Here is a 21,179-nt window from a genome sequence, read left to right on the forward strand (position 1 = left end):
TCTGAGCACCTGACACCGCCCGAGGTGAACCCAGCCACCGCGTGTCTGTGCCGGTGTCGCGGTCATGGTGTGGCTCCGGTGGGTCCGAGTACCTGACATCGGCCGAGGTGCAGCCGGTCGTCGTACCGGAACCGCCCCGGTGTCCGCGCCTGTGTCCGCGCCCGTGTCACCGTCATGCCCCGGCCCCGGGCGGCCCAAGTACCCGCCGTCGCCCGGGTACTGCCCGACGGCCTCTTCCGGAGAACTCCGCGCTCATGCCCCCGCCCCGCTCACCCCGTGGTCGCCGGGATCGTAACCGGCGGTCGCCGGTGGGAGCGCCGTATCCAGGGAGCTGCCGTCAGCGCGCACGCAAGCCCGAACAGGACCATCGGTGTCGCCCGCCCCGTCTCCTCGTCCATGAACAGCAGCATCCCGAGGTTGACCAGGGCGTGGAAGCCGCCCGCGAGGAGCAGGCGGTGGGGTCCGCCGGACTGTTCCAGGGCCAGGCCCAGGGCGAGGGACATCGCGACCGTCGCCAGCAGGAAGCCCGCCGCGTAGGCCGGGCTCTGCGCCAGCACCTGGACGTGCCACAGGCCCCACACCAGCCCGGTCGCCGCCGACGCGGTGACCGCAGGGAAGCGGGTGCGCAGCAGGGGCTGGAGGAAGCAGCGCCAGCCAATCTCCTCGCCGCAGGCGCCGATCAACTGGGCGAAGGCGATGAGGAGGAAGGGGTGGTGCAGGGTGCGCGGGTCGGTGGCGTGCGCGGTGCTGGTGAGGAGGGCGTACGGGGCTGCCGAGAGGAGGATGATCAAGAAAGGTGTGGTGAGGAGCGGGCGCCATGGGGGTCCGCAGGGCCCGGCGAGCAGGCCCCGCGTTCGGGACGGCCACAGGAGCGCCGCCACGGCCACGCCCAGTGCCGGGCCGAACTGGGTCAGTTGGACGACCTCCGTGGGGATCCCGGTGGCCGGCTGTGCGGCTCCCAGCCCTCCGGCCGCCACGAAGGCGACCGTCAGATAGACCCCTGCCTGTGCTTTCCACCGCTGTCTCGTCTGCATGGCCTCGACGATGCCGGGCGGGCCGCGCACGCGGACTGCACCTGAATGCCGAACCGGGCTGTACTCAGATCCACCCCCTGGGTGACCCGTCAGCGCGGCACCCGGGTTCCGGCGCGGCCGCGCGTTTGGCTGATCGCATGATCAGCAGACGAATCGCGTACCGGGGCGTCGCGGCGCTGCTCGCCACCGCGACCGCTCTGGCGGCGGCCGGAACCGCCGTAGCCGCCCCCCTGCCCGCGACCAGCCCGGCACCTCCGGCCCCTGCCCCCGCCCCCGCCTCCGAGCTGGTTCCGGGCGTCCCGCTCGGCCCGGCGCAGCCCTGGCAGATCGACACGCCCGACCAGATGCTGCCGCCGAAGGTCTACACGCCCACCGAGAGTGAGGAGGCCGTGGAGCCCGAGGACGCGGTGGCGGGGGCGTACGACCTCATCGAGTACGTGCCGATCTCCGACGCCGTCACCAAGGTGGCGTGCAGCAAGCAGACCGGGCCCTACCAGCGGCAGGTGGAGCGCTGGCTGAAGCTGAAGGCGGACGGCAAACAGTCCTCCGGCGACTGCAAGGCCGTTCGTGCCTTCCAGGTCCAGCACAAGATCAAGCCCGCCATCGGCTTCGCCGGGCCCGTCACTTGGTCGACGATGATGCTGATTTCGGCCAAGAAGAATCCCAACAAGGCCAAGAAATGTCCGGTCCGGTCGTACCGGGTCGCCTGTGTCGACCTGAACCGGCAGCTGACCTGGGTGCAGAAGGGCAGCAAGGTGGTGTTCGGGCCGGTCCCGATGCGCAGCGGCCGCAAGGGGCTCGTCACCCGGAAGGGCTGGCACACCATCTACTGGCGGCACAAGAACCATGTGTCGACCCTCTACAACCAGCCCATGCCGTACGCCCAGTTCTTCGACGGCGGCGAGGCCTTCCACGCCGTCTACGGCACCATCTACACCACCATCGGCTCCTACGGCTGCGTCAACCTGAAGCTCGCCGACTCGCGCAGGCTGTGGGACGTGCTGAAGAAGGGCGACCACGTCTACGTGTGGGGCCGGCGGCCGGGTACCTAGGCCCTGTCACCCGGGGCCCGTGCGGCCCTCTGAGACACTGGGGGCGCGATGAGTGAGACTGCACCTGTGCCGACCGCGCCCCTGCGCGCCCGGGCCGAGATCGATCTGGCCGCCCTGCGCGCCAATGTGCGGGCCCTGCGTGCCCGGGCGAAGGGCGCGGCCCTGATGGCCGTCGTCAAGTCCGACGGGTACGGCCACGGGGCCGTGCCGTGTGCCCGCGCGGCTGTCGAGGCGGGCGCGAGCTGGCTCGGCACGGCCACCCCCGAGGAGGCCCTCGCGCTGCGCGCGGCCGGTCTGTCCACCCGCATCCTGTGCTGGCTGTGGGTGCCGGGCGGGCCCTGGCGGCAGGCCGTCGAGGCGGACATCGACGTCTCGCTGAGCGGCATGTGGGCGCTGCGTGAGGTGACGGAGGCCGCGCGGCAGGCGGGCCGGCCCGCCCGGGTGCAGCTGAAGGCCGACACCGGGCTCGGGCGCAACGGCTGCCAGCCCGACGACTGGCCCGAACTGGTCGCCGAGGCCCTGCGCGCCGAGCGTACGGGGCTGGTCCGGGTCACCGGTCTGTGGTCCCACTTCGCCTGCGCCGACGAACCCGGGCACCCCTCCATAGCCGCCCAGCTCACCCGGTTCCGGGAGATGGTCGCCTACGCCGAGGAGCAGGGCCTGCGCCCCGAGGTGCGGCACCTCGCCAACTCCCCGGCCACGCTGACCCTTCCCGAGACCCACTTCGACCTGGTCCGTCCCGGTATCGCCATGTACGGCATCTCGCCCAGCCCGGAGATCGGCACCCCGGCCGACTTCGGCCTGCGGCCGGTGATGACGCTCAGCGCCTCCCTCGCGCTGGTCAAGCAGGTGCCGGGCGGGCACGGCATCAGTTACGGCCACCACTACGTCACGCCCGGCGAGACCACCCTCGGCCTCGTTCCCGTCGGCTACGCGGACGGCATTCCCCGGCACGCCTCGGGCACCGGGCCGGTGCTGGTCGACGGCAAGTGGCGGACCGTCGCGGGCCGGGTCGCGATGGACCAGTTCGTGGTCGACCTCGGCGGGGACACACCGGAAGTGGGCGCGCAGGCGGTGCTGTTCGGGCCCGGCGACCGGGGCGAGCCCACCGCCGAGGACTGGGCGCAGGCCTGCGGCACGATCGCGTACGAAATCGTCACACGGATCGGAACGCGCGTTCCTCGCGTCTATGTGAACGGGGAACAAGAGGGGTAACCCCTTGAAAAGGGCGCCTCGCGCTCGGTTACACCTGTCACGACCGGCACACCACGCACCACACCGGCACCACCTGTTTCATTCACCCAGCGAACTGCAGTACGGCGAAGAGGAGCGGTACGTGAGCGAGAGCAGTGCGGAGGCCGTGGCGGACGTCGTCGCCTCGGCGGCCGTCGCCTCCGCCGCGGGGGCGGCGAGCTGGCGCAGGGCGACCGGCATCGCCGGTGCCGCGATAGGCGTCCTCGCCGCGGGGGCGGCCGCCGGTGTGGCCATCGAGCGGATGACGGTCGGCCGCGGGATGCGCAGCAGGGCCCGGCTGGCGCTGGACTCGGCGGGCCCCTACGGCACCCTGCGCGGCACCCCCGGCAAGGCGTACGCCGAGGACGGCACCGAGCTGTACTACGAGGTCGACGACGTCGAACCCGACCCGGGTCCGCAGGTCTCCCCGCGCCGCCGCCGGCTCTTCGGCCGCAAGGCGCCCGCCCCGGTCACCGTCGTCTTCTGCCACGGCTACTGCCTCAGCCAGGACTCCTGGCACTTCCAGCGGGCGGCCCTGCGCGGGGTCGTACGGACCGTGCACTGGGACCAGCGCAGCCACGGGCGCTCCGGGCGGGGCGTGGCCCAGACCCAGGACGGCGTGCCCGTCACCATCGAGGAGCTCGGCCGCGACCTGAAGGCGGTCCTCGACGCGGCCGTGCCGGGCGGCCCGATCGTGCTGGTCGGCCACTCCATGGGCGGGATGACGATGATGGCGCTGGCCGCCCAGTACCCGGAGCTGATCCGGGACCGGGTCGTCGCCACCGCCTTCGTCGGCACGTCCTCGGGGCGGCTCGCCGAGGTCAGCTTCGGGCTGCCCGTCGCCGGGGTCAACGCGGTGCGCCGGATCCTGCCCGGAGTGCTGAAGGCGCTCGGGCAGCAGGCGGAACTGGTGGAGAAGGGGCGCCGGGCCACCGCCGACCTGTTCGCCGGGGTCATCAAGCGGTACTCGTTCGCGTCCCGGGACGTCGACCCGGCGGTCGAGCGGTTCGCCGAGCGGATGATCGAGTCCACGCCGATCGACGTGGTCGCCGAGTTCTACCCGGCCTTCACGGACCACGACAAGACCGAGGCGCTCGCCTGTTTCCGGGACATCCCGGTGCTGGTGCTGGCCGGGGTGCAGGACCTGGTCACGCCCAGCGAGCACAGCGAGGTCATCGCCGACCTGCTGCCCGACGCCGAGCTGGTGCTCGTGCCGGACGCAGGGCATCTGGTCATGCTGGAGCACCCGGAAGTGGTCATAGACCGCCTTGCCGACATGCTCGCCCGCGCTGGGGCAGTGCCACTAGCGGCTACCGTAAGTGGCTGTGACTCCGCCTCCTCCTAAGAGGTGGCTTCCAGCCTTACGGCTGCGGTTCAGCCCGAACCGATCCCTCACGGGACGTCACCACTGTACTACTGTAAGTGAGTGATCATGGAAGTGACTGCCGTACCGCACAATCCCGCTGAGGCCCGGCTGACCGTCACCTCTCCCGAGCAGATGCGGGAGCTGGGCCGACGGCTAGCCAAGCTGCTGCGCGCGGGCGACCTGGTGATGCTCACCGGGGAGCTGGGCGCGGGCAAGACGACGCTGACCCGCGGGCTCGGCGAGGGGCTCGGAGTGCGCGGTGCGGTCACCTCGCCGACCTTCGTGATCGCCCGTGTGCACCCCTCCCTCGGCGACGGGCCACCGCTCGTCCACGTCGACGCCTACCGGCTCTCCGGCGGCCTCGACGAGATGGAGGACCTCGACCTGGACGTCTCCCTGCCCGACTCGGTGATGGTCGTGGAGTGGGGCGAGGGCAAGGTCGAGGAACTGGCCGAGGACCGGCTGCGGGTCGTCATCCACCGGGCCGTCGGAGACACCACCGACGAGGTACGGCAGGTGACGCTGACCGGGCTCGGGCAGCGCTGGACGGACACGGACCTGGAGACGCTCGAGGCCTGAGCGGACCGGCTTTCCGACAAGCCGTCGGCAACATGTTGCGCAGGACGTCCCGGGCGTGGTCACATGGTAGCCAGCCCGTGGTTAGGTGTACCTAACCACGCCCGCCCCCCGCATGTCAGGAGGCGCCCATGTCCGCTACCGGGGTGTCCATGCGCGACCTGCTGGCGTCGTGCGCGGCCGCGGCCGCGATTTCCAGGCCACCGCGCCCCGAACAGCGTCCCCAAGAGGCGCGGGGAACGGCGCGACCGGCCACGACGACGCAGCAGACGACCGACGACCCGGCGCGGCCCCTCCGGCGGAGCGCTTAGCGGATCACCACCACCGGCACGCCGATCGTCGCGAACTTCCACGTCGCGTCGCCGTCCTCGCGCGTCTCCCGGATGCCGCCGGTCTTCACCGTCTGGTCGGCCGGGCCGGAGCCGCCGCCCACGGCCGCGCTGAAGCCGATCGTCACGCCGTCCAGGCTGGTGAAGCGCACCACGTGCTCGATGGGGATGCCGTCCGTCCCGGTGGCCGCGTGGGAGCGGGACGTGACCCAGTACTTTCCCGGCGGCGGGTCGACGGTGCCCGGGCGCACCCCGAAGCTGCGCTGCACCTGGCTCCACTGGTCGACCAGCCAGACCCGGTCGTCGTCCACCGAGTACACGACCCGCTCACCCGCACCGGAACCGCTCGGCAGCGCGGCCGGGTTGCGCCGGTCGCGCGGCGCCTTGGTCGCCCTCGCCGAGGGCGACGTACTCGCGCCGGGCCTGCCGCCGAGGCCCGGCGGGGCGGTCGCCTGCGCCTGGTAGGCGAGGAATCCCACGGCGCCGATGGCCACGGCGGTGAGGCCGGCCACGATCCCCGAGCTGGTCCCTGCCACGTGCGCCACCTCTGCCTCGTGTCATATGTCCTACTTCGTACAGACCGTAGCAGTCAGTCACGATCTGCCCTGGACGGCCGTGCGCGAGCCGCGGGCGCCGTAGGCTGTTCGCGTGCTCTTGCTCGCTCTGGATACCGCCACCCCCGCCGTCACCGTCGCGCTGCACGACGGCACGGACGTCATCGCCTCGTCGAGTCAGGTGGACGCGCGCCGGCACGGAGAGCTGCTGCTCCCGGCCGTCGACCGTGTGCTCGCCGAGGCCGGGCTCAAGCTGGACGCGGTCACCGGGATCGTCGTCGGAATCGGACCCGGCCCCTACACCGGCCTGCGCGTCGGTCTGATGACCGCCGACACCTTCGGTCTCGCGCTCGGCGTCCCCGTGTACGGCGTGTGCACGCTGGACGGCCTCGCCTACGCCGCCGACATCGAGAAGGGGCCCTTCGTCGTGGCGACCGACGCCCGGCGCAAGGAGGTCTACTGGGCCACGTACGCCGACTCCCGCACCCGCCTGACCGGCCCGGCCGTCGACCGGCCCGCCGACATCGCCGAGCAGGTCGCCGGGCTCCCCGCGGTCGGCGCGGGCGCGCTGCTGTACCCGGACACGTTCCCGAGCGCCCACGAACCCGAGCATGTGTCCGCCGCCGCCCTCGCCCGCCTGGCCGCCGAGCGGCTGGCCGCGGGCGAGGAGCTGCCGGCGCCGCGCCCGCTGTACCTGCGCCGACCCGACGCCCAGGTCCCCAAGAACTACAAGGTGGTCACCCCCAAGTGACTGAGCCGGCAACCCTCCGACTGCGCGAGATGCGCTGGTGGGACATCGACCCGGTGCTGGAGCTGGAGAAGGACCTGTTCCCCGAGGACGCCTGGTCCCGGGGCATGTTCTGGTCCGAGCTGGCCCACTCCCGGGGCCCCGAGGCCACCCGGCGCTACCTCGTGGCCGAGGACGACGACCGCATCGTCGGCTATGCCGGGCTCGTCGCCTCCGGTGAGCTGGCCGACATCCAGACGATCGCCGTCGCCCGCGAGCTCCAGGGCACCGGCCTCGGCGCCCGCCTGCTGACCGAGCTGCTGAAGGCGGCAACCGCCTTCGAGTGCGCCGAGGTCATGCTCGAATGCCGGGTCGACAACGTCCGCGCCCAGAAGCTCTACGAGCGCTTCGGCTTCGAGCCCATCGGCTTCAGACGCGGCTACTACCAGCCGGGGAACGTGGACGCCCTGGTGATGCGCCTGACCGACCCCTCAGCATCCGTACAAGGAACCGGGACCCATGACTGACGAACCCCTCGTCCTCGGCATCGAGACCTCCTGCGACGAGACCGGCGTCGGCATCGTCCGCGGCACCACCCTGCTGGCGGACGCCGTCGCCTCCAGCGTCGACGAGCACGCCCGCTTCGGCGGCGTCGTACCCGAGGTGGCGTCCCGGGCGCACCTGGAGGCGATGGTCCCGACCATCGACCGCGCCCTGAAGGAGGCCGGCGTCTCGGCGAAGGACCTCGACGGCATCGCGGTCACCGCGGGGCCGGGCCTCGCGGGCGCCCTGCTCGTCGGCGTGTCGGCGGCCAAGGCGTACGCCTACGCGCTCGGCAAGCCCCTGTACGGCGTCAACCACCTCGCCTCCCACATCTGCGTGGACCAGCTGGAGCACGGCCCGCTGCCGGAGCCGACCATGGCCCTGCTGGTGTCCGGCGGCCACTCCTCCCTGCTGCTGTCCGAGGACATCACCTCCGACGTCCGCCCGATGGGCTCGACCATCGACGACGCGGCCGGCGAGGCCTTCGACAAGATCGCCCGGGTGCTGAACCTCGGCTTCCCCGGCGGCCCGGTCATCGACCGCTACGCCCGCGAGGGCGACCCGGAGGCGATCGCCTTCCCGCGCGGCCTGACCGGCCCGCGCGACCCGGCGTACGACTTCTCCTTCTCCGGCCTGAAGACCGCCGTCGCCCGCTGGATCGAGGCCAGGCGCGCGGCCGGCGAGGAGGTCCCGGTGCGGGACGTGGCCGCCTCCTTCCAGGAGGCCGTGGTCGACGTCCTCACCCGCAAGGCGGTCCGTGCCTGCAAGGACGAGGGCGTCGACCACCTGATGATCGGCGGCGGCGTCGCGGCCAACTCCCGCCTGCGCGCCCTCGCCCAGGAACGCTGCGAGGCGGCCGGCATCCGGCTGCGCGTCCCGCGCCCCAAGCTGTGCACGGACAACGGTGCGATGGTCGCCGCGCTCGGCGCCGAGATGGTCGCCCGTAACCGGGCCGTCTCCAGCTGGGACCTGTCCGCGGACTCCTCCCTGCCGGTGACCGACCCGCACGTCCCGGGCCACGACCATGTGCACGAGGTCAGCAAGGAGAACCTGTACCCGTGACTGTCGCCCTGATGTGGGAAGCCCGGGCCGCCGAGGGGCGGGGCGAGGAGCTGCTGTCCTGGGTGCGGGGGCAGGACCTCGCCCGGGAGCCGTTGCGCCGCGAGACCTTCCGGGCCCCGCAGGACCGGGTGCTGGTCATCACCTGGTGGGATGCCCCGTACGACGCCTCGCTGCCCGAACTGCCCGAGCCGGACGCCGAGTTGGTGACGCGGGCGGTGCACCGGTGGCGGTTCGAACCGGTGGAGGGGGAGCGGCCGGAGCGCTGATTGGTGCGGTGCCCGTGCACGCGCTATGATCATCACACGCGAACGGCCGGAACTCCGGTCCGGACGCAGTGCGTTGGTGGTCCAAGGAAAGACGTCCCGCTTCCTGCGGGGAGATGCAGGTGCAAGGCCTGCCCGGCGCTCCATGAGACACCCCGCCTCCCCATCTTGGGGAGGCGGGGTGTTCGCGTTACGGGCGGCCGGCCTCCTGGGGGCTGACCGCCTCCGCCTCCGGGCCCTCGGACTCGGCCGTCCCGGCCCGCCGCTCCTGCACGTGCCCGTACGCCATCAGGCCGAACAGGACCGCGAGCAGCACCGCCGACGAGCCGGCCGTACCCAGGTCCAGTCCGCCCTTGGCGACCGGCTTGGTGAGGAAGTCGCCGGCCGTGGCGCCCAGCGGGCGGGTCAGCACGAAGGCGATCCAGAAGAGCAGGACGTTCGGGACGGACGGCGCCTTCATCAGCGCGAGCAGCACCAGCAGCAGGCCGGTCACCAGGGCTGCGCCGCCCAGGTAGCCGAGGCCCGAGCTGTCGGAGAGGAAGTCGCCCATCGAGGTGCCGAGGGTGTTGGAGACCAGGATCGCCGACCAGAAAAGGGCCTCGCCCCGGAAGGTGACGATCTCGGTGATCTGGAAGGTCATCCCGCTCAGCTTCCAGCCGAGGAAGATCAGCAGCAGGATCGAGATCAGGATCGCCGCGCCCTCCGGGTAGCCGAGGCCGAGGCCCTGCGGACCCCAGCCCAGCTTGGTCGCGCCGTTCGAGAGGAACTTGGTGCTGGCGTCGCGGTTCATGAAGTCGGACATCGTGGTGCCGGCCATGGAGGTCGACAGGATCACGGTCCAGTAGAAGAACGGGTTGTAGCGGGACGAGCGCAGCTGGATCACCAGCGTCACCACGAAGACCAGGAACAGGCCGATGGTGGTGAGGAAGTAGCCGAGCTTCAGCGTCTGGGCGAACAGGTCGCCCGCCGTCTCGCCCAGGGTCGTCGCGGCGATCTTCATGATCCAGAACGCCAGGGTGACCTCGGGCAGTTTCTTCATGACGGACTTAGTCGTCGTCAAGGGTGCTCCTGTCGGTTTGGGGGGACCGTGATCCGACCCTGACAGCGGCAACCTGAACACATCCTGAACGCGTGCGCCCCAGGGTCTTGCGGAACCGGCCGTTCTGTGGTCGCGATGTGGCTCAATCCGTTCCCCTCCATACGCTCGCCCCGGTCGGTTCGCTCAATCCGTTCCGCCGGACACCTCCACCTCGCACCGCAACCGCCGGTCGGCCCCGACCACCCGCACCGGACCCGTCAGCCGTAGCCGCGCCGTGTGCCGTACCTCGGCGCTCGACGGGCCCAGCCGGAGCTCCAGCGCGCCCGGCTCGACGCGACGGGCGCCTGTGCGGTCGGTGAAGGACGACAGGTCCGCGTGGAACCGGAAGGTCAGTCGGCGGCACTCACCGGGGGCGAGTTCCAGTCGCCGGTAGCCGATGAGCCGGACGTCCGGGCGGGTCACCGACGCCACCGGGTCGTGCAGGTAGAGCTGGACGACCTCGGCGCCCGCCCGCTCGCCGGTGTTGCGGACCGTCAGCGAGAGGTCGTACGAGCCGTCCGTGCCGGTCTCCGTGACCTCGTCGCCCGCGAACTCCTCCCAGGCGAATGTCGTGTACGAGCGGCCGTGGCCGAAGGGGTACAGCGGGGTCGGGTCCAGGCTGCTGACCTCGCCGGCCAGGCCCAGCGGGGGCTGGAGGTAGGTCCAGGGCTGTCCGCCGGGCAGGCGCGGGACGCTCACCGGGAGGCGGCCGGAGGGGTTCACCCGGCCGGAAAGGACGCCGGCGAGTGCCGGGCCGCCCTCCTCGCCGGGGAAAAAGGCCTGCACGACCGCGCCGAGCCGGCCGTGCCAGCGGCCCAGGGCGTACGGGCGACCGGTGAGGAGTACGAGGACGACCGGGACGCCCGTGGCGACCAGCGCGTCCAGCAACGCGCCCTGTACGCCGGGCAGGTGAAGGTCCGCCACATCGCAGCCCTCGCCGGACGTGCCCCGGCCGAACAGACCCGCCCGGTCGCCGAGGACCGCCACGCACACGTCCGCCTCGGCCGCCCGGGCCACCGCCTCCTCGAAACCGGCGGTGTCCGGGTCCGAGACCGGGCAGCCTGAAGCGAAGGTGACCTTGGCGTCCGGGAGTTCGGCGCGCAGGGAGTCCAGGACGGTCGGGATCGCGAGGCCCAGCGGGACCTCGGGGTGGTGCGTGAGCACGTGCGACGGGAAGGAGTAGCAGCCGAGCATCGCGAGCGCGTCCGCGGCGCGGGGGCCCACGACCGCGATGCGGGTGTCCGGGGCCAGCGGAAGAAGGCCTGCGGGGTTGTCCAGCAGGATCACCGACTCCTCGGCCAGCCGGCGGGCCAGCGCGCGGTTCTCCGCCGAGTCCAGGTCGACGGGACCCGCCGGCTCCGGCTGCCAGTCGGCGTCCAGCAGGCCCAGTTCGCACTTCTGCAGCAGGACGCGGCGGGCCGCGCGGTCCACCAGCGCCTGGGGGACGCGCCCCTCCCGTACGGCGGCGACGAGCGGCCTGCCGTAGCACTTCAGGGTCGGCAGTTCGACGTCGATGCCCGCCGTGAGGGCCAGCAGCGCGGCGTCCGCCTCGTCCGCGGCGACCCGGTGCTGGGTCTGGAGGAAGCCGATGCCGAAGTAGTCGGCGACCACCGTGCCGGTGAACCCCCAGTCCTCACGCAGGAGTTCGGTCAGCAGGCGCGGGTCGGCCGACACGGGCACCCCGTCGGTCTCGGTGTACGACGCCATCACCGAGCGCGCCCCGCCCTCGCGCAGCGCCATCTCGAACGGCGGCAGGGTCACCTCCGCGAACTCCCGCACGCCCGCCCGTACCGGGGCCAGGTTCCGGGCCCCCGCCGAGGACGCGTACCCGGCGAAGTGCTTGAGCGTGGCGATGACCCCGGCCGACTCCAGGCCGCGTACGTAGGCGGCGCCGATGGTGCCGACCAGGTACGGGTCCTCGCCGATCGTCTCCTCCACCCGGCCCCAGCGCGGGTCGCGGACCACGTCCAGGACCGGGGCGAGGCCCTGGTGGACGCCGACCGAGCGCAGATCGTGGCCGATGCGCCGGCCCAGCTCCGCCACCAGCGCGGGGTCGAAGGCCGCACCCCAGGCCAGCGGGACCGGGTACGCGGTCGCGCCCCAGGCCGTGAAGCCCGCCAGGCACTCCTCGTGGGCGACGGCCGGGATCCCGAAGCGGCCCGCGGCGGCGATGCGGCGCTGGGCGCGGGCCAGCGCGTGCGCGCCGAGCGCCGGGTCCACGGGGGCGGTGCCGAAGGATCGGGTCAGCTGGCCGAGGCCGAGGGTGATCAGCTCGTCCCAGTCGTAGTCGGCGGTCATCTCGCGCTGCAGCGGAGCGACGCCCTCGCCGTCCGTGGCGGCGCCCACCCACACGCCGTACAGCTGGGCCGTCTTCTCCTCCAGGGTCATCCGGGCGAGCAGGTCGTCGACGCGGGCGGCGGCCGGCCGGGCGGGGTCGCGCCAAGGAGCGGTGGTCATGGAACTCCCGTCGGAAGGGGTCCGGATGCTCACGAATGTTTCGGACAGTGCCTCGAATGTTCCGGGAACCTATGGCGCGCGAAGGCCTTCGTCAAGAGGGGCCGCAGGGATACGATCGCGGGCATGAAGCCTTCGAAGCCCGCAGAACCGCAGACGGCGACCCTCGCCGAAATCGCCCGGGAGGCCGGGGTCTCCGCTCCGACTGTTTCGAAGGTCCTCAACGGCCGCGCCGATGTCGCCCCCGCGACCCGCACCCGGGTCGAGGAGCTGCTGCGCGCCCACGGCTACCGGCGAAGGCGCGCCGAGGCCTCCCGCTCGCCGCTGATCGACCTGGTCTTCCACGAGCTGGAGAGCGCCTGGGCGATGGAGGTCATCCGGGGCGTGGAGAACGTGGCCCGGGACGCCGGGCTGAGCGTGGTGCTGTCCGAGTCGGCCGGGCGGCTCACCCCGGGCCGGACCTGGGCCGACCAGGTCGCCGCCCGCCGCCCGCACGGCGTGATCCTCGTCCTGTCCGGGCTTGACGAGTCCCAGCGGGCGCTGCTGACCAGCCGCTCCATCCCGTTCGTGGTGATGGACCCGGCCGGCGACCCGGGGCCCGACGTGCCGTCCATCGGCGCCACCAACTGGCAGGGCGGCCTCGCCGCCACCCGCCACCTGGTCGAACTCGGCCACACCCGGATCGGCGCGATCAGCGGCCCCTCCCGGATGATGTGCAGCCGTGCCCGGGTGGACGGCTACCGGGCCGCCCTGGAGACCGCCGGGCTCCCCGTCGACCCGGGCCTGATCAAGACCGGCGACTTCCACCACGACTCCGGCTACCGCCTGGGTCTGCAGCTGCTGCGCGGCCCGGGCCGGCCCACCGCGGTCTTCGCCGGCAACGACCTCCAGGCGCTCGGCCTGTACGAGGCCGCCCGCGAGCTGGGGCTGCGCATTCCGGAGGACCTGAGCGTGGTCGGCTTCGACGACCTGCCGGTGGCCCGCTGGGTGGGCCCGCCGCTGACGACCGTACGGCAGCCGCTGACGGAGATGGCCGAGGCCGCGGCCCGGCTGGTGCTGGAGCTGGGGCGCGCCGAGGACGAACGGGCGGCGACCCGGGTGGAGCTGGCGACCAGTCTGGTGGTGCGGTCCAGCGCGGCGGCGCCGGCCGTGGCCGGAAGGTGACGTATTGACGGGTGGGGTGTCCGCCCCGACACTCCTCCGAAGTCAATCGGTTGCACGACCGAAACTTTCGGAGGCACCCGCAATGAGATCCTCCAGAACTTCAGTGAGGGCCTGCCTGGCCGCGTTGCTCACCGCCGTCGGCCTGTTCGCCGCCGGCACCGGCACCGCACACGCCGCCGACACCCCGCTGCGCGACCTCGCCGCCGCCAAGGGCAAGGTCATCGGCACCGCCGTCACCGGCTCCAAGCTCACCGGCACCTACGGCGACCTGGCCGGGGCGCAGTTCAGCTCGCTGACCCCGGGCAACGCCATGAAGTGGGGCACGGTCGAGCCCACCCGGGGCAGCTTCAACTGGAGCGAGGCCGGCCAGATCGTGGCCTTCGCCCAGGCCCACCACCAGCAGGTGCGCGGCCACACCCTGGTCTGGCACAGCCAGAACCCGAGCTGGCTGACGAACGGCAGCTGGACCTCCGCCCAGCTCGGCAGCCTGCTGCAGAACCACATCGGCACCGAGGTCGGCCGCTACAAGGGCAAGATCGCGGCCTGGGACGTGGTCAACGAACCCTTCAACGAGGACGGCACCTACCGCTCGACCCTCTGGTACGACGGCCTCGGCTCCGGCTACATCGCCAGCGCTCTGACCTGGGCTCACGCGGCCGACCCGGACGCCAAGCTGTACATCAACGACTACAACGTCGAGGGCGTGAACACGAAGTCCACCGCCCTGTACAACCTGGTCAAGTCCCTGAAGGCACAGGGCGTCCCGGTCGACGGCGTCGGCCTCCAGGCCCACCTGGTCCTCGGCCAGGTGCCGGCCACGCTCCAGCAGAACATCCAGCGCTTCGCCGACCTCGGCGTGGACGTGGCCGTCACCGAGCTGGACGTGCGCATGGCGCTGCCCGCCGACAGCACGAAACTGGCCCAGCAGGCAGCCGACTTCACGTCGGTGGTGGCCGCGTGCGCGGCCGTGGCCCGCTGCGTCAACGTCACCGTGTGGGGCTTCACCGACTCCGACTCCTGGGTGCCGAGCACCTTCCCCGGCTACGGGGCGGCGACGCCGTACGACGAGAACTACGCGCCGAAACCGGCGTACCACGGCATCGCCGAGGCCCTCGGCGGTACCACGACCACCCCGCCGCCGACCGGCGCCTGCACCGCGGCCTACAGCGTGAGAAGCCAGTGGAACGCCGGCTTCACCGGCCAGGTGACGGTCTCCTGCTCCGGGGCCTCGCTGTCCTCGTGGCAGGTGAACTGGACGTACGGCGCGGGCCAGCAGATCACGCAGGCCTGGAACGCCGCCTGCACCCAGTCGGGCGCGGCGGTGTCCTGCCGCAACGCCTCCTACAACGGGTCGGTGCCGGACGGAGGTTCGGTGACGTTCGGGTTCAACGCGTCCTGGAGCGGAAGCAACCCGGTGCCCACGGTGTCGTTGGGATGAGAATTTCCCAAGAAAACGGGTTCTCACGGCTTCCGCTAACAGTCCCCTAATAATTCGGACTTACGTTCCTGCCCGTGACGCGACAAGGGGAGCAAGGCGACGCGGGCAGACAGGTGGGCCGGCGGGCGAGAGCGCTGAAAGCCGTCGGCCTCACTCTGGCGGGGTTCCTGGTGCTGGGCGCGGCCGCCGCCGGCTATGCGTACTGGCACCTGAACAACAACATCAAGAGCGTCGACATCGACAGCGCGCTCGGCGACAACCGCCCGGCGAAGGCGGTGACCGCCCCGGCCGCGTCCGCCGCCGCACCGCTGCCGACCGGATCCCTGAACATCCTGGTCCTCGGCTCCGACTCGCGCAGCGGCAAGGCCAACCAGGCCCTGGGCGGCGGCGACAGTTCCGGCGCCCGCTCGGACACGGCGATGGTGGTGCACATCGACGCCGGCCGGACGAAGGCGACCGTCGTCTCCATCCCGCGCGACACCCTGGTCACCCGCCCGTCCTGCCCGCTGTCCTCCGGGGGCTCGACGGCGGTGGCGTACCAGGCCATGTTCAACACCGCGTACGAAGTGGGCGGCCCGGTCTGCGCCGTCAAGACGGCCGAGTCGATCACGGGCGTCCGCATGGACCACTACATCGAGATCGACTTCTCCGGCTTCGCCAGACTGGTGGACGCGCTCGGCGGGGTCACGGTCACCACCGGCCAGGACATCGACGACGACAAGAGCCATCTCCACCTCAAGGCCGGCACCCACCATCTGAACGGCACCCGGGCCCTCGCCCTCGCCCGCACCCGGCACGGCATAGGCGACGGCAGCGACCTGGGCCGCATAGGCCTCCAGCAGAAGCTGGTGAAGGCCCTGCTGGACCAGATGGCCGCCACCGACCTCCTCACCGACCCCGCCCGGCTCTACCGGGTCGCCGACGTGGTCACCGCCGGCCTCACCACGGACACCGGCCTGGACTCCCTGGGCGAACTGATGAAGCTCGGCCAGAGCCTGAAGGGCCTCACCTCCGACCAGGTGAAGACGGTGATGATGCCGGTCGTCACGGCACCCTCCGACCCCAACCGGGTGGTGGCCAGGGAACCGGCGGCGAGCGACCTGTGGGCCTCCCTGCGCTGAGCGGCGCGACCAGGGGAGATCCCCGCGGGTCTGCGGCGCCGCGCGGCTCCGGAAAAAAAATTCTTCGAGGAAATTCCGGGAGCGTGTCGATCCAGGTGTCTCCCGATCGACGCATGGGTGAGCGGCGGGGACAGGCCCCCGTCGCCCGGCCGAAGGAGTCACCATGCCCCGCTACCTGTCGCTCGTGCGCATCGACGAGTCCACCGCCCCCGCCGAGGGTCCCAGCGCGGAGCTGATGCAGCGGATGGGCGAGCTGATCGAGGAGGTCACCAAGGCCGGCGTGATGCTCGCAACCGACGGGCTGACGCCGTCTGCCCAGGGCACCACCGTGCGCTGGGAGGGCGGGAAGATCTCCGTCACCGACGGGCCCTTCACCGAGTCCAAGGAGGTCGTCGGCGGTTACGCGATCATGCAGTGCAAGGACAAGGCCGAGGCCCTGGAGTGGACCAAGCGGTTCCTGAAGGTCCACGAGGAGTTCTGGACCGTCACCTGTGAGGTCCGGGAGATCGCGGAAGGCTGAACCTCCTTGGCCCCGGGCTGCCCGGGGGTGTTGCATGGTGGGCTGTGGAACCACAGCCCACCGCGGCACATGCCATCGAGACCGTCTTCCGCCTGGAGTCCCCGCGGGTCGTCGCCGGCGTCGCCCGGATCGTCCGGGACGTCGGCATCGCCGAGGAACTGGCGCAGGACGCGCTGGTCGCGGCCCTGGAACGGTGGCCCCGGGACGGTGTGCCCGACAACCCGGGCGCCTGGCTCATGGCCACCGCCCGGCACCGCGCCGTCGACCTGGTCCGGCGCCGCGAGACCTACGCCCGCAAGCTCGCCGAGATCGGCCGCGACCTGACGACCGCGGCCCCGCCCGAGGAACCCGCCGACCCGGACGACATCGACGACGACCTGCTGCGGCTCGTCTTCACCACCTGTCACCCGGTGCTGTCCCCGGAGGCCCGTACCGCGCTCACCCTGCGCCTGCTCGGCGGCCTGACCACGGCCGAGATCGCCCGTGCCTACCTCGTCCCGGAGCCGACGATCGCCCAGCGCATCGTCCGCGCCAAGCGCACCCTGGCCACGAGGAACGTCGCCTTCGAGGTGCCGTACGGCCCCGACCGCGAGGCCCGCCTCGGCTCCGTCCTGGACGTCATCTACCTGATCTTCAACGAGGGGTACGCAGCCACCGCCGGGGACGACCTGCTGCGCCCCGGGCTGTGCGAGGACGCCCTGCGCCTGGCCCGGGTGCTCTCCTCGCTGATGCCCAAGGAACCCGAGGTACACGGCCTGACCTCGCTCCTGGAGTTCCAGGCCTCCCGCACGGCCGCCCGCACCGGCCCCGACGGCACACCGGTGCTGCTGAAGGACCAGAACCGCCGCCGCTGGAACCGCATGCTCCTCGCCCGCGGCATCCGGGCCCTCGGCCGCGCCGACGCCACCGCCACCGCCCCGGGCCCCTACGCCCTCCAGGCGGCCATCGCCGCCTGCCACGCGCACGCGTACACCTACGAGGAGACCGACTGGCGGACCATCGCCACCCTGTACGGCCTGCTCGCGGCCCGCTCCCCGTCCCCGGTCGTGGAGCTGAACCGCGCCGTCGCCGTGTCGATGGCCCAGGGCCCGGCCGCGGGCCTGGAACTCGTGGACGCCCTGGTCGGCGAACCAGCCCTGCGCGACTACCACCTGCTGCCCAGCGTGCGCGGCGATCTGCTGGCGCGGCTCGGACGCACCGCCGAGGCCCGCGAGGAGTTCGTCCGGGCGGCGGCGCTGGCCCGCAACGAGAGCGAACGCCGACTGTTGAACGCGAAAGTGCATTCCCTTCCTGGTCAGTGACGGTTTACAGTTGCGCCGCTGCCGCGCAACCGGCGTGACACCTTCCGCGGGCGGGGCAGCATCTTCCTGATACCTGTGGGGGGTATTACTCACGTGCGATCTTCCAGATCCAGCAGATCCGCCGGCAGATCCAGCAGATCCACCGGTCCTTCCGCGCGCCGCAGACTCGTCGCGCTCGGTGCCGCCGCGGCCCTGGCCGCCGGAACCGTGGCCGCGCTGGCCCCGGGCGCCTCGGCGGACACGAACTGGCCCGCGGCCAACGGCATCCTCACCGGTGACCTGGACGGGTACGTCTCGCAGCTGTACGAGGACGGCACCGCGCCCGTGGTCCGGGTCAAGAATGCGATGAAGCCCGCCTGGTCGCCCGACGGCAGCCGCCTGGCCTACGTCAACCAGTCGACCGGACGCGTCAACGTCGTCGGCCACGACTTCACGGGCCCCGTGGAGCTCCCGGTCAACACGACCAACTCGATCGAGGCCGAAGACCCGACCTTCTGGTGGGGTGGCAGCGACGTCGTCTTCTCGCTCAGCGGGCGGCTGCGCGTCGCCCCGTCCGACGGCAGCCGCGCCCAGCAGCACCTGTTCGCCACCGCGCAGGAGGGCTGCGACAGCCAGCCGAGCGGCGCCGTCGACGGCAAGCTCGCGTTCATCCGCTCGGGCAGCACGTGCAGCGGCGTCGACCGCCGCTTCGGCGCCGTGTGGCTGTACGACGGCGCGAAGGGCACCTTCAAGCAGCTGGTGGCGGGCAAGGCCAACGCGCCGGCCATCTCGCCGGACGGCACGAAGGTCGCCTACACCGTCGGCGGCAAGCTGTACACGGCCGACGTGGTCACCGGCACGGTGACGCCATGGCTGCCCGACGAGACCGGATCCATCAGCAGGCCCGCCTGGTCGCCCGACGGCACCAAGCTGGCGTACGAGCTGTCGACGACCTCGAACGAGACGCAGGACCAGGTCCTCGACCTGGCCGGCGGCACCACCAAGGTCCTCTACGACACGCCCACCACCGTCAAGGGGGATCTCGCCTGGCAGCCGCTGCGCAAGAACCTCACCGGCCGGGTCTGGGGCTCCGACGCCTACGCCACCAACATCGCCTCCTCGCACTGGACCTGGAACACGGTCGGCGGCAGCGTGCCGGGCCTGATGAACGCCAAGGCCGCGGTGCTGACCAACCGGGACAGCACGGCGTACTCGCTCACCGCGCCCGCCCTGGCCGGCAAGAAGCACGGCCCGGTGCTCGGCACCCCGAAGAGCGGGCTGTCCTCGGCGGTGAAGCAGGAGCTGAAGCGGGTCCTGAAGCCCGGCTCCAACGTCTACCTCGTCGGTAACACGTCCATCCTCAGCAGCACCGTCGCCTCCCAGGTGACGTCGCTCGGCTTCACCCCGAAGCGGCTGTCCGGCACGGACCGCTACGCGACCTCGGTCGCCGTGGCCAAGTCGGTCACCAGCACGCCCAAGTACGTGTTCCTGGCCGACGGCACCACGTACAGCGCGGCCCTGCCGGCGGCGGCCGCGGCCGGTGCGGACGGCACGAGCAGCGCGGGCAGCGTCGTCCTCAGCAACGGCAGCACGCTGACGTCGTCGGTGAAGTCGTACCTGAACAGCCTGAGCCCCAAGAGCACGATGGTCATCGCGGTGGGTTCGAGCGCCAAGTACGCGCTCACGCACACGTACTTCTCGCACTGGCCGTCGACGTTCACGTACTACCCGATCACGGCGATGAAGTCCGGGCGCGAGACGGGTGCGGCCCTGTCCGTGGCCCTCGCGAAGTTCTGGTGGAGCGCGCCCTACCAGGTGGCCCTCGCGGACCCCACCTCCTGGCGGAGCGGTGTCTCCGCGGGCTCGGCGATGAACGTCTTCGGTCCCGTCCTGTGGACCGAACCAGCGGTGCTGCCGAGCGAGGTCAAGAGCTACCTCGTGCGCGAGGCCGCCAGCACCCAGGCCGTGATCGCCTTCGGCGGCAACTCGAACGTTTCGCCCGCCGGACTGGACATGGCGGGCACCGCGATCAGCGCGGGCGCCGACCAGTTCGTGTACCACCCGTACTACAACGGCGAGGAGCCCGCGAGCAGCTTCGCCGCGAGCACCGGCGAGGGCACTTCCGCACCGGTCGGCGCCGACCCGCACCTGGATTCGCTCAAGACGGTCCACCGGCAGTAGCCGACGGCCGCGCGGGGGCCCCGATCAGCATGGTCGGCGCCCCCGCGACCCGGGTGAGGAACACGGTCGCCGCGTTGGGGCCCTGCGGCTTGACCTTCCGGCGCAGCTCCTCCGGCTCCACCGCCGACCCCCGCTTCTTCACGGTCAGCGTGCCGACCTCCCGCTCCCGCAGCAGGGCCTTCAACTTCTTGACGTTGAAGGGGAGTTGATCGGTGATCTCGTAGGCGGACGCATAGGGGGTGGGGCACAGCTCGTCGGCCGTGACATACGCGATGGTCTCGTCGAGGAGGCCGCCGCACACGTCCTCGGCCACCTCCGCGACCAGATGGGCGCGGATGACGGCGCCGTCGGGCTCGTACAAGTACCGCCCGACCGGGCGCACCCGGGGATCGGGCAGACCCCGGCCGAGGAGGGTGCGCGGGCCCGGCAGCAGCGTGGCCCGTACGGCACCCGGCGCCCCGGTGCCGAACCACAGCACCGCCTCCTTCACGTCCCCGCCGTCCGAGATCCACTCGGCCTCGGCCTCGGCCGGGATCGCCTCGTGCGGGATGCCGGGGGCGATCTTCAGGGCGGCGCGGGGTGCCCCGAGGGCCGTGGCGACTGCCCAGGACAGGGGCGGCGAGTAGGCCTCCGGGTCGAAGATCCGGCCACGGCCGCCCCGCCGGGCCGGGTCCACGAACACCGCGTCGTAACCGGCGGTGCCGACCTCGGTGACGTCCGCCTCCCGCACCTCGATCAGCTCGCTAAGCCCCAGCGCCTCGGCGTTCGCCCGGGCCACGGCCGCCGTCAGCGGATCCCGGTCCACGGCCAGCACCCGGATCCCGGCCCGCGCCAGCGCGATCGCGTCGCCGCCGATCCCGCAGCACAGATCGGCGACCGAGGTCACCCCCGCCTCCTTCATACGGCCCGCCCGGTACGCCGCCACGCTCGCCCGGGTCGACTGCTCGACCCCGTTCGGCGTGAAGAACATCCGCCGGGCGTCCTCGGTCCCGAACTTCGCCGCCGCGCGCTGCCGCAGCCGGGCCTGCCCCAGCGCCGCCGACACCAGCTCGGCGGGGTGCTCGCGGCGCAGCCGGGTGGCGACGGCCAGCTCCTGCGCGGGGTCGGTGTCGCGCACCTCGTCGAGGAGAGCGCGGCCTTCGGGGGTGAGGAGGGGAGCGAGGTCGTTCACCGGGTCATTGTGGGCCAGTCGGTGGATGGTGCG

The 21,179-nt window shown here is 72.1% G+C and carries 19 protein-coding genes; 14 read left to right on the plus strand and 5 right to left on the minus strand.

Features of this window, described 5'->3' with window-relative positions; all coding sequences use genetic code 11:
* Positions 1-269 precede the first annotated feature (269 nt).
* Positions 270-1,034: a CPBP family intramembrane glutamic endopeptidase gene (locus tag AQI88_RS10925; protein WP_066996115.1), complete on the minus strand. Its 765-nt coding sequence runs from the start codon at positions 1,032-1,034 to the stop codon at positions 270-272.
* A gap of 137 nt (positions 1,035-1,171) precedes the next feature.
* On the opposite strand from AQI88_RS10925, the gene AQI88_RS10930 reads away from it, so the two are divergent.
* The 4 genes from AQI88_RS10930 (at position 1,172) to tsaE (ending at position 5,264) form a co-directional block, all read left to right on the plus strand.
* The gene (locus AQI88_RS10930) at positions 1,172-2,086 is read left to right on the plus strand and encodes a L,D-transpeptidase family protein (RefSeq protein ID WP_066995764.1); all 915 of its coding nucleotides are present in this window, start codon (positions 1,172-1,174) and stop codon (positions 2,084-2,086) included.
* A gap of 48 nt (positions 2,087-2,134) precedes the next feature.
* Entirely contained in the window at positions 2,135-3,301 is a 1,167-nt protein-coding gene (gene alr, locus AQI88_RS10935) for an alanine racemase (protein ID WP_066995766.1), read from the plus strand.
* A 121-nt stretch (positions 3,302-3,422) separates the two neighbouring features.
* On the plus strand, positions 3,423-4,664 hold the full coding sequence (locus tag AQI88_RS10940; RefSeq protein ID WP_066995768.1) for an alpha/beta fold hydrolase: 1,242 nt from the start codon (positions 3,423-3,425) through the stop codon (positions 4,662-4,664).
* Between the two features lie 87 nt (positions 4,665-4,751).
* Positions 4,752-5,264 (plus strand): tRNA (adenosine(37)-N6)-threonylcarbamoyltransferase complex ATPase subunit type 1 TsaE, encoded by a 513-nt coding sequence (gene tsaE / locus AQI88_RS10945; protein ID WP_066995770.1) that lies wholly within the window; start codon positions 4,752-4,754, stop codon positions 5,262-5,264.
* A gap of 304 nt (positions 5,265-5,568) precedes the next feature.
* Here tsaE and AQI88_RS10950 read toward each other — a convergent pair whose 3' ends face one another.
* Positions 5,569-6,126, minus strand: a complete 558-nt coding sequence (locus AQI88_RS10950; protein ID WP_066996118.1) for a hypothetical protein — start codon at positions 6,124-6,126, stop codon at positions 5,569-5,571.
* Between the two features lie 112 nt (positions 6,127-6,238).
* Here AQI88_RS10950 and tsaB point away from each other — a divergent pair, with 112 nt between their 5' ends.
* Genes tsaB through AQI88_RS10970 form a run of 4 tightly spaced genes read left to right on the plus strand, consistent with a single transcriptional unit; the run spans position 6,239 to position 8,742 of the window.
* The gene (tsaB, locus tag AQI88_RS10955) at positions 6,239-6,895 is read left to right on the plus strand and encodes a tRNA (adenosine(37)-N6)-threonylcarbamoyltransferase complex dimerization subunit type 1 TsaB (protein WP_066995772.1); all 657 of its coding nucleotides are present in this window, start codon (positions 6,239-6,241) and stop codon (positions 6,893-6,895) included.
* Positions 6,892-7,398: a ribosomal protein S18-alanine N-acetyltransferase gene (gene rimI / locus AQI88_RS10960; RefSeq protein ID WP_341849517.1), complete on the plus strand. Its 507-nt coding sequence runs from the start codon at positions 6,892-6,894 to the stop codon at positions 7,396-7,398. Before tsaB ends, rimI begins: the two co-directional genes overlap by 4 nt.
* Positions 7,391-8,476 carry a tRNA (adenosine(37)-N6)-threonylcarbamoyltransferase complex transferase subunit TsaD gene (gene tsaD / locus AQI88_RS10965; RefSeq protein WP_066995776.1) on the plus strand — a complete coding sequence of 362 codons (1,086 nt, stop codon included), beginning with the start codon at positions 7,391-7,393 and terminating at the stop codon, positions 8,474-8,476. Before rimI ends, tsaD begins: the two co-directional genes overlap by 8 nt.
* Positions 8,473-8,742, plus strand: coding sequence for a hypothetical protein (locus tag AQI88_RS10970; RefSeq protein WP_066995778.1), 270 nt, complete (start codon positions 8,473-8,475; stop codon positions 8,740-8,742). Before tsaD ends, AQI88_RS10970 begins: the two co-directional genes overlap by 4 nt.
* 187 nt (positions 8,743-8,929) lie before the next feature.
* Here AQI88_RS10970 and AQI88_RS10980 read toward each other — a convergent pair whose 3' ends face one another.
* Both AQI88_RS10980 and AQI88_RS10985 read right to left on the minus strand, forming a co-directional pair.
* Positions 8,930-9,799 (minus strand): COG4705 family protein, encoded by an 870-nt coding sequence (locus AQI88_RS10980; RefSeq protein WP_244184100.1) that lies wholly within the window; start codon positions 9,797-9,799, stop codon positions 8,930-8,932.
* 162 nt (positions 9,800-9,961) lie between these two features.
* A complete protein-coding gene (locus AQI88_RS10985) occupies positions 9,962-12,274 on the minus strand; it encodes a beta-xylosidase/alpha-l-arabinosidase (protein WP_066995780.1) in 2,313 nt (770 codons plus the stop codon).
* A gap of 123 nt (positions 12,275-12,397) precedes the next feature.
* Between AQI88_RS10985 and AQI88_RS10990 the strand changes: the two genes are divergently transcribed.
* The 6 genes from AQI88_RS10990 (at position 12,398) to AQI88_RS11015 (ending at position 19,975) form a co-directional block, all read left to right on the plus strand.
* Entirely contained in the window at positions 12,398-13,435 is a 1,038-nt protein-coding gene (locus AQI88_RS10990; RefSeq protein WP_066995782.1) for a LacI family DNA-binding transcriptional regulator, read from the plus strand.
* Between the two features lie 82 nt (positions 13,436-13,517).
* Complete coding sequence (locus AQI88_RS10995) at positions 13,518-14,873, plus strand: endo-1,4-beta-xylanase (protein WP_066995783.1); 1,356 nt, start codon at positions 13,518-13,520, stop codon at positions 14,871-14,873.
* Positions 14,874-14,947: 74 nt separating this feature from the next.
* On the plus strand, positions 14,948-15,994 hold the full coding sequence (locus AQI88_RS11000; RefSeq protein ID WP_208615757.1) for an LCP family protein: 1,047 nt from the start codon (positions 14,948-14,950) through the stop codon (positions 15,992-15,994).
* A 163-nt stretch (positions 15,995-16,157) separates the two neighbouring features.
* Complete coding sequence (locus AQI88_RS11005) at positions 16,158-16,514, plus strand: YciI family protein (RefSeq protein ID WP_066995785.1); 357 nt, start codon at positions 16,158-16,160, stop codon at positions 16,512-16,514.
* Between the two features lie 44 nt (positions 16,515-16,558).
* Positions 16,559-17,815, plus strand: a complete 1,257-nt coding sequence (locus tag AQI88_RS11010) for an RNA polymerase sigma factor (RefSeq protein WP_066995787.1) — start codon at positions 16,559-16,561, stop codon at positions 17,813-17,815.
* 93 nt (positions 17,816-17,908) lie between these two features.
* Positions 17,909-19,975: a cell wall-binding repeat-containing protein gene (locus AQI88_RS11015; protein ID WP_079057508.1), complete on the plus strand. Its 2,067-nt coding sequence runs from the start codon at positions 17,909-17,911 to the stop codon at positions 19,973-19,975.
* Here AQI88_RS11015 and AQI88_RS11020 read toward each other — a convergent pair.
* Positions 19,953-21,146, minus strand: coding sequence for a THUMP-like domain-containing protein (locus tag AQI88_RS11020; protein ID WP_066995789.1), 1,194 nt, complete (start codon positions 21,144-21,146; stop codon positions 19,953-19,955). The genes AQI88_RS11015 and AQI88_RS11020 overlap by 23 nt on opposite strands.
* Positions 21,147-21,179: the final 33 nt, after the last annotated feature.

The organism is Streptomyces cellostaticus, assembly GCF_001513965.1.
GTDB lineage: Bacteria > Actinomycetota > Actinomycetes > Streptomycetales > Streptomycetaceae > Streptomyces > Streptomyces cellostaticus.

What these genes read in the sequence shown, in the direction of transcription:
- AQI88_RS10985 (WP_066995780.1), bottom strand. Translation starts at nt 12,274, where the DNA reads ATGACCACCGCTCCTTGGCGCGACCCCGCCCGGCCGGCCGCCGCCCGC.
- AQI88_RS11005 (WP_066995785.1), top strand. Translation starts at nt 16,158, where the DNA reads ATGCCCCGCTACCTGTCGCTCGTGCGCATCGACGAGTCCACCGCCCCC.
- AQI88_RS10995 (WP_066995783.1), top strand. Translation starts at nt 13,518, where the DNA reads ATGAGATCCTCCAGAACTTCAGTGAGGGCCTGCCTGGCCGCGTTGCTC.
- AQI88_RS10990 (WP_066995782.1), top strand. Translation starts at nt 12,398, where the DNA reads ATGAAGCCTTCGAAGCCCGCAGAACCGCAGACGGCGACCCTCGCCGAA.
- AQI88_RS10925 (WP_066996115.1), bottom strand. Translation starts at nt 1,034, where the DNA reads ATGCAGACGAGACAGCGGTGGAAAGCACAGGCAGGGGTCTATCTGACG.
- tsaE (WP_066995770.1), top strand. Translation starts at nt 4,752, where the DNA reads ATGGAAGTGACTGCCGTACCGCACAATCCCGCTGAGGCCCGGCTGACC.
- alr (WP_066995766.1), top strand. Translation starts at nt 2,135, where the DNA reads ATGAGTGAGACTGCACCTGTGCCGACCGCGCCCCTGCGCGCCCGGGCC.
- AQI88_RS10930 (WP_066995764.1), top strand. Translation starts at nt 1,172, where the DNA reads ATGATCAGCAGACGAATCGCGTACCGGGGCGTCGCGGCGCTGCTCGCC.
- tsaD (WP_066995776.1), top strand. Translation starts at nt 7,391, where the DNA reads ATGACTGACGAACCCCTCGTCCTCGGCATCGAGACCTCCTGCGACGAG.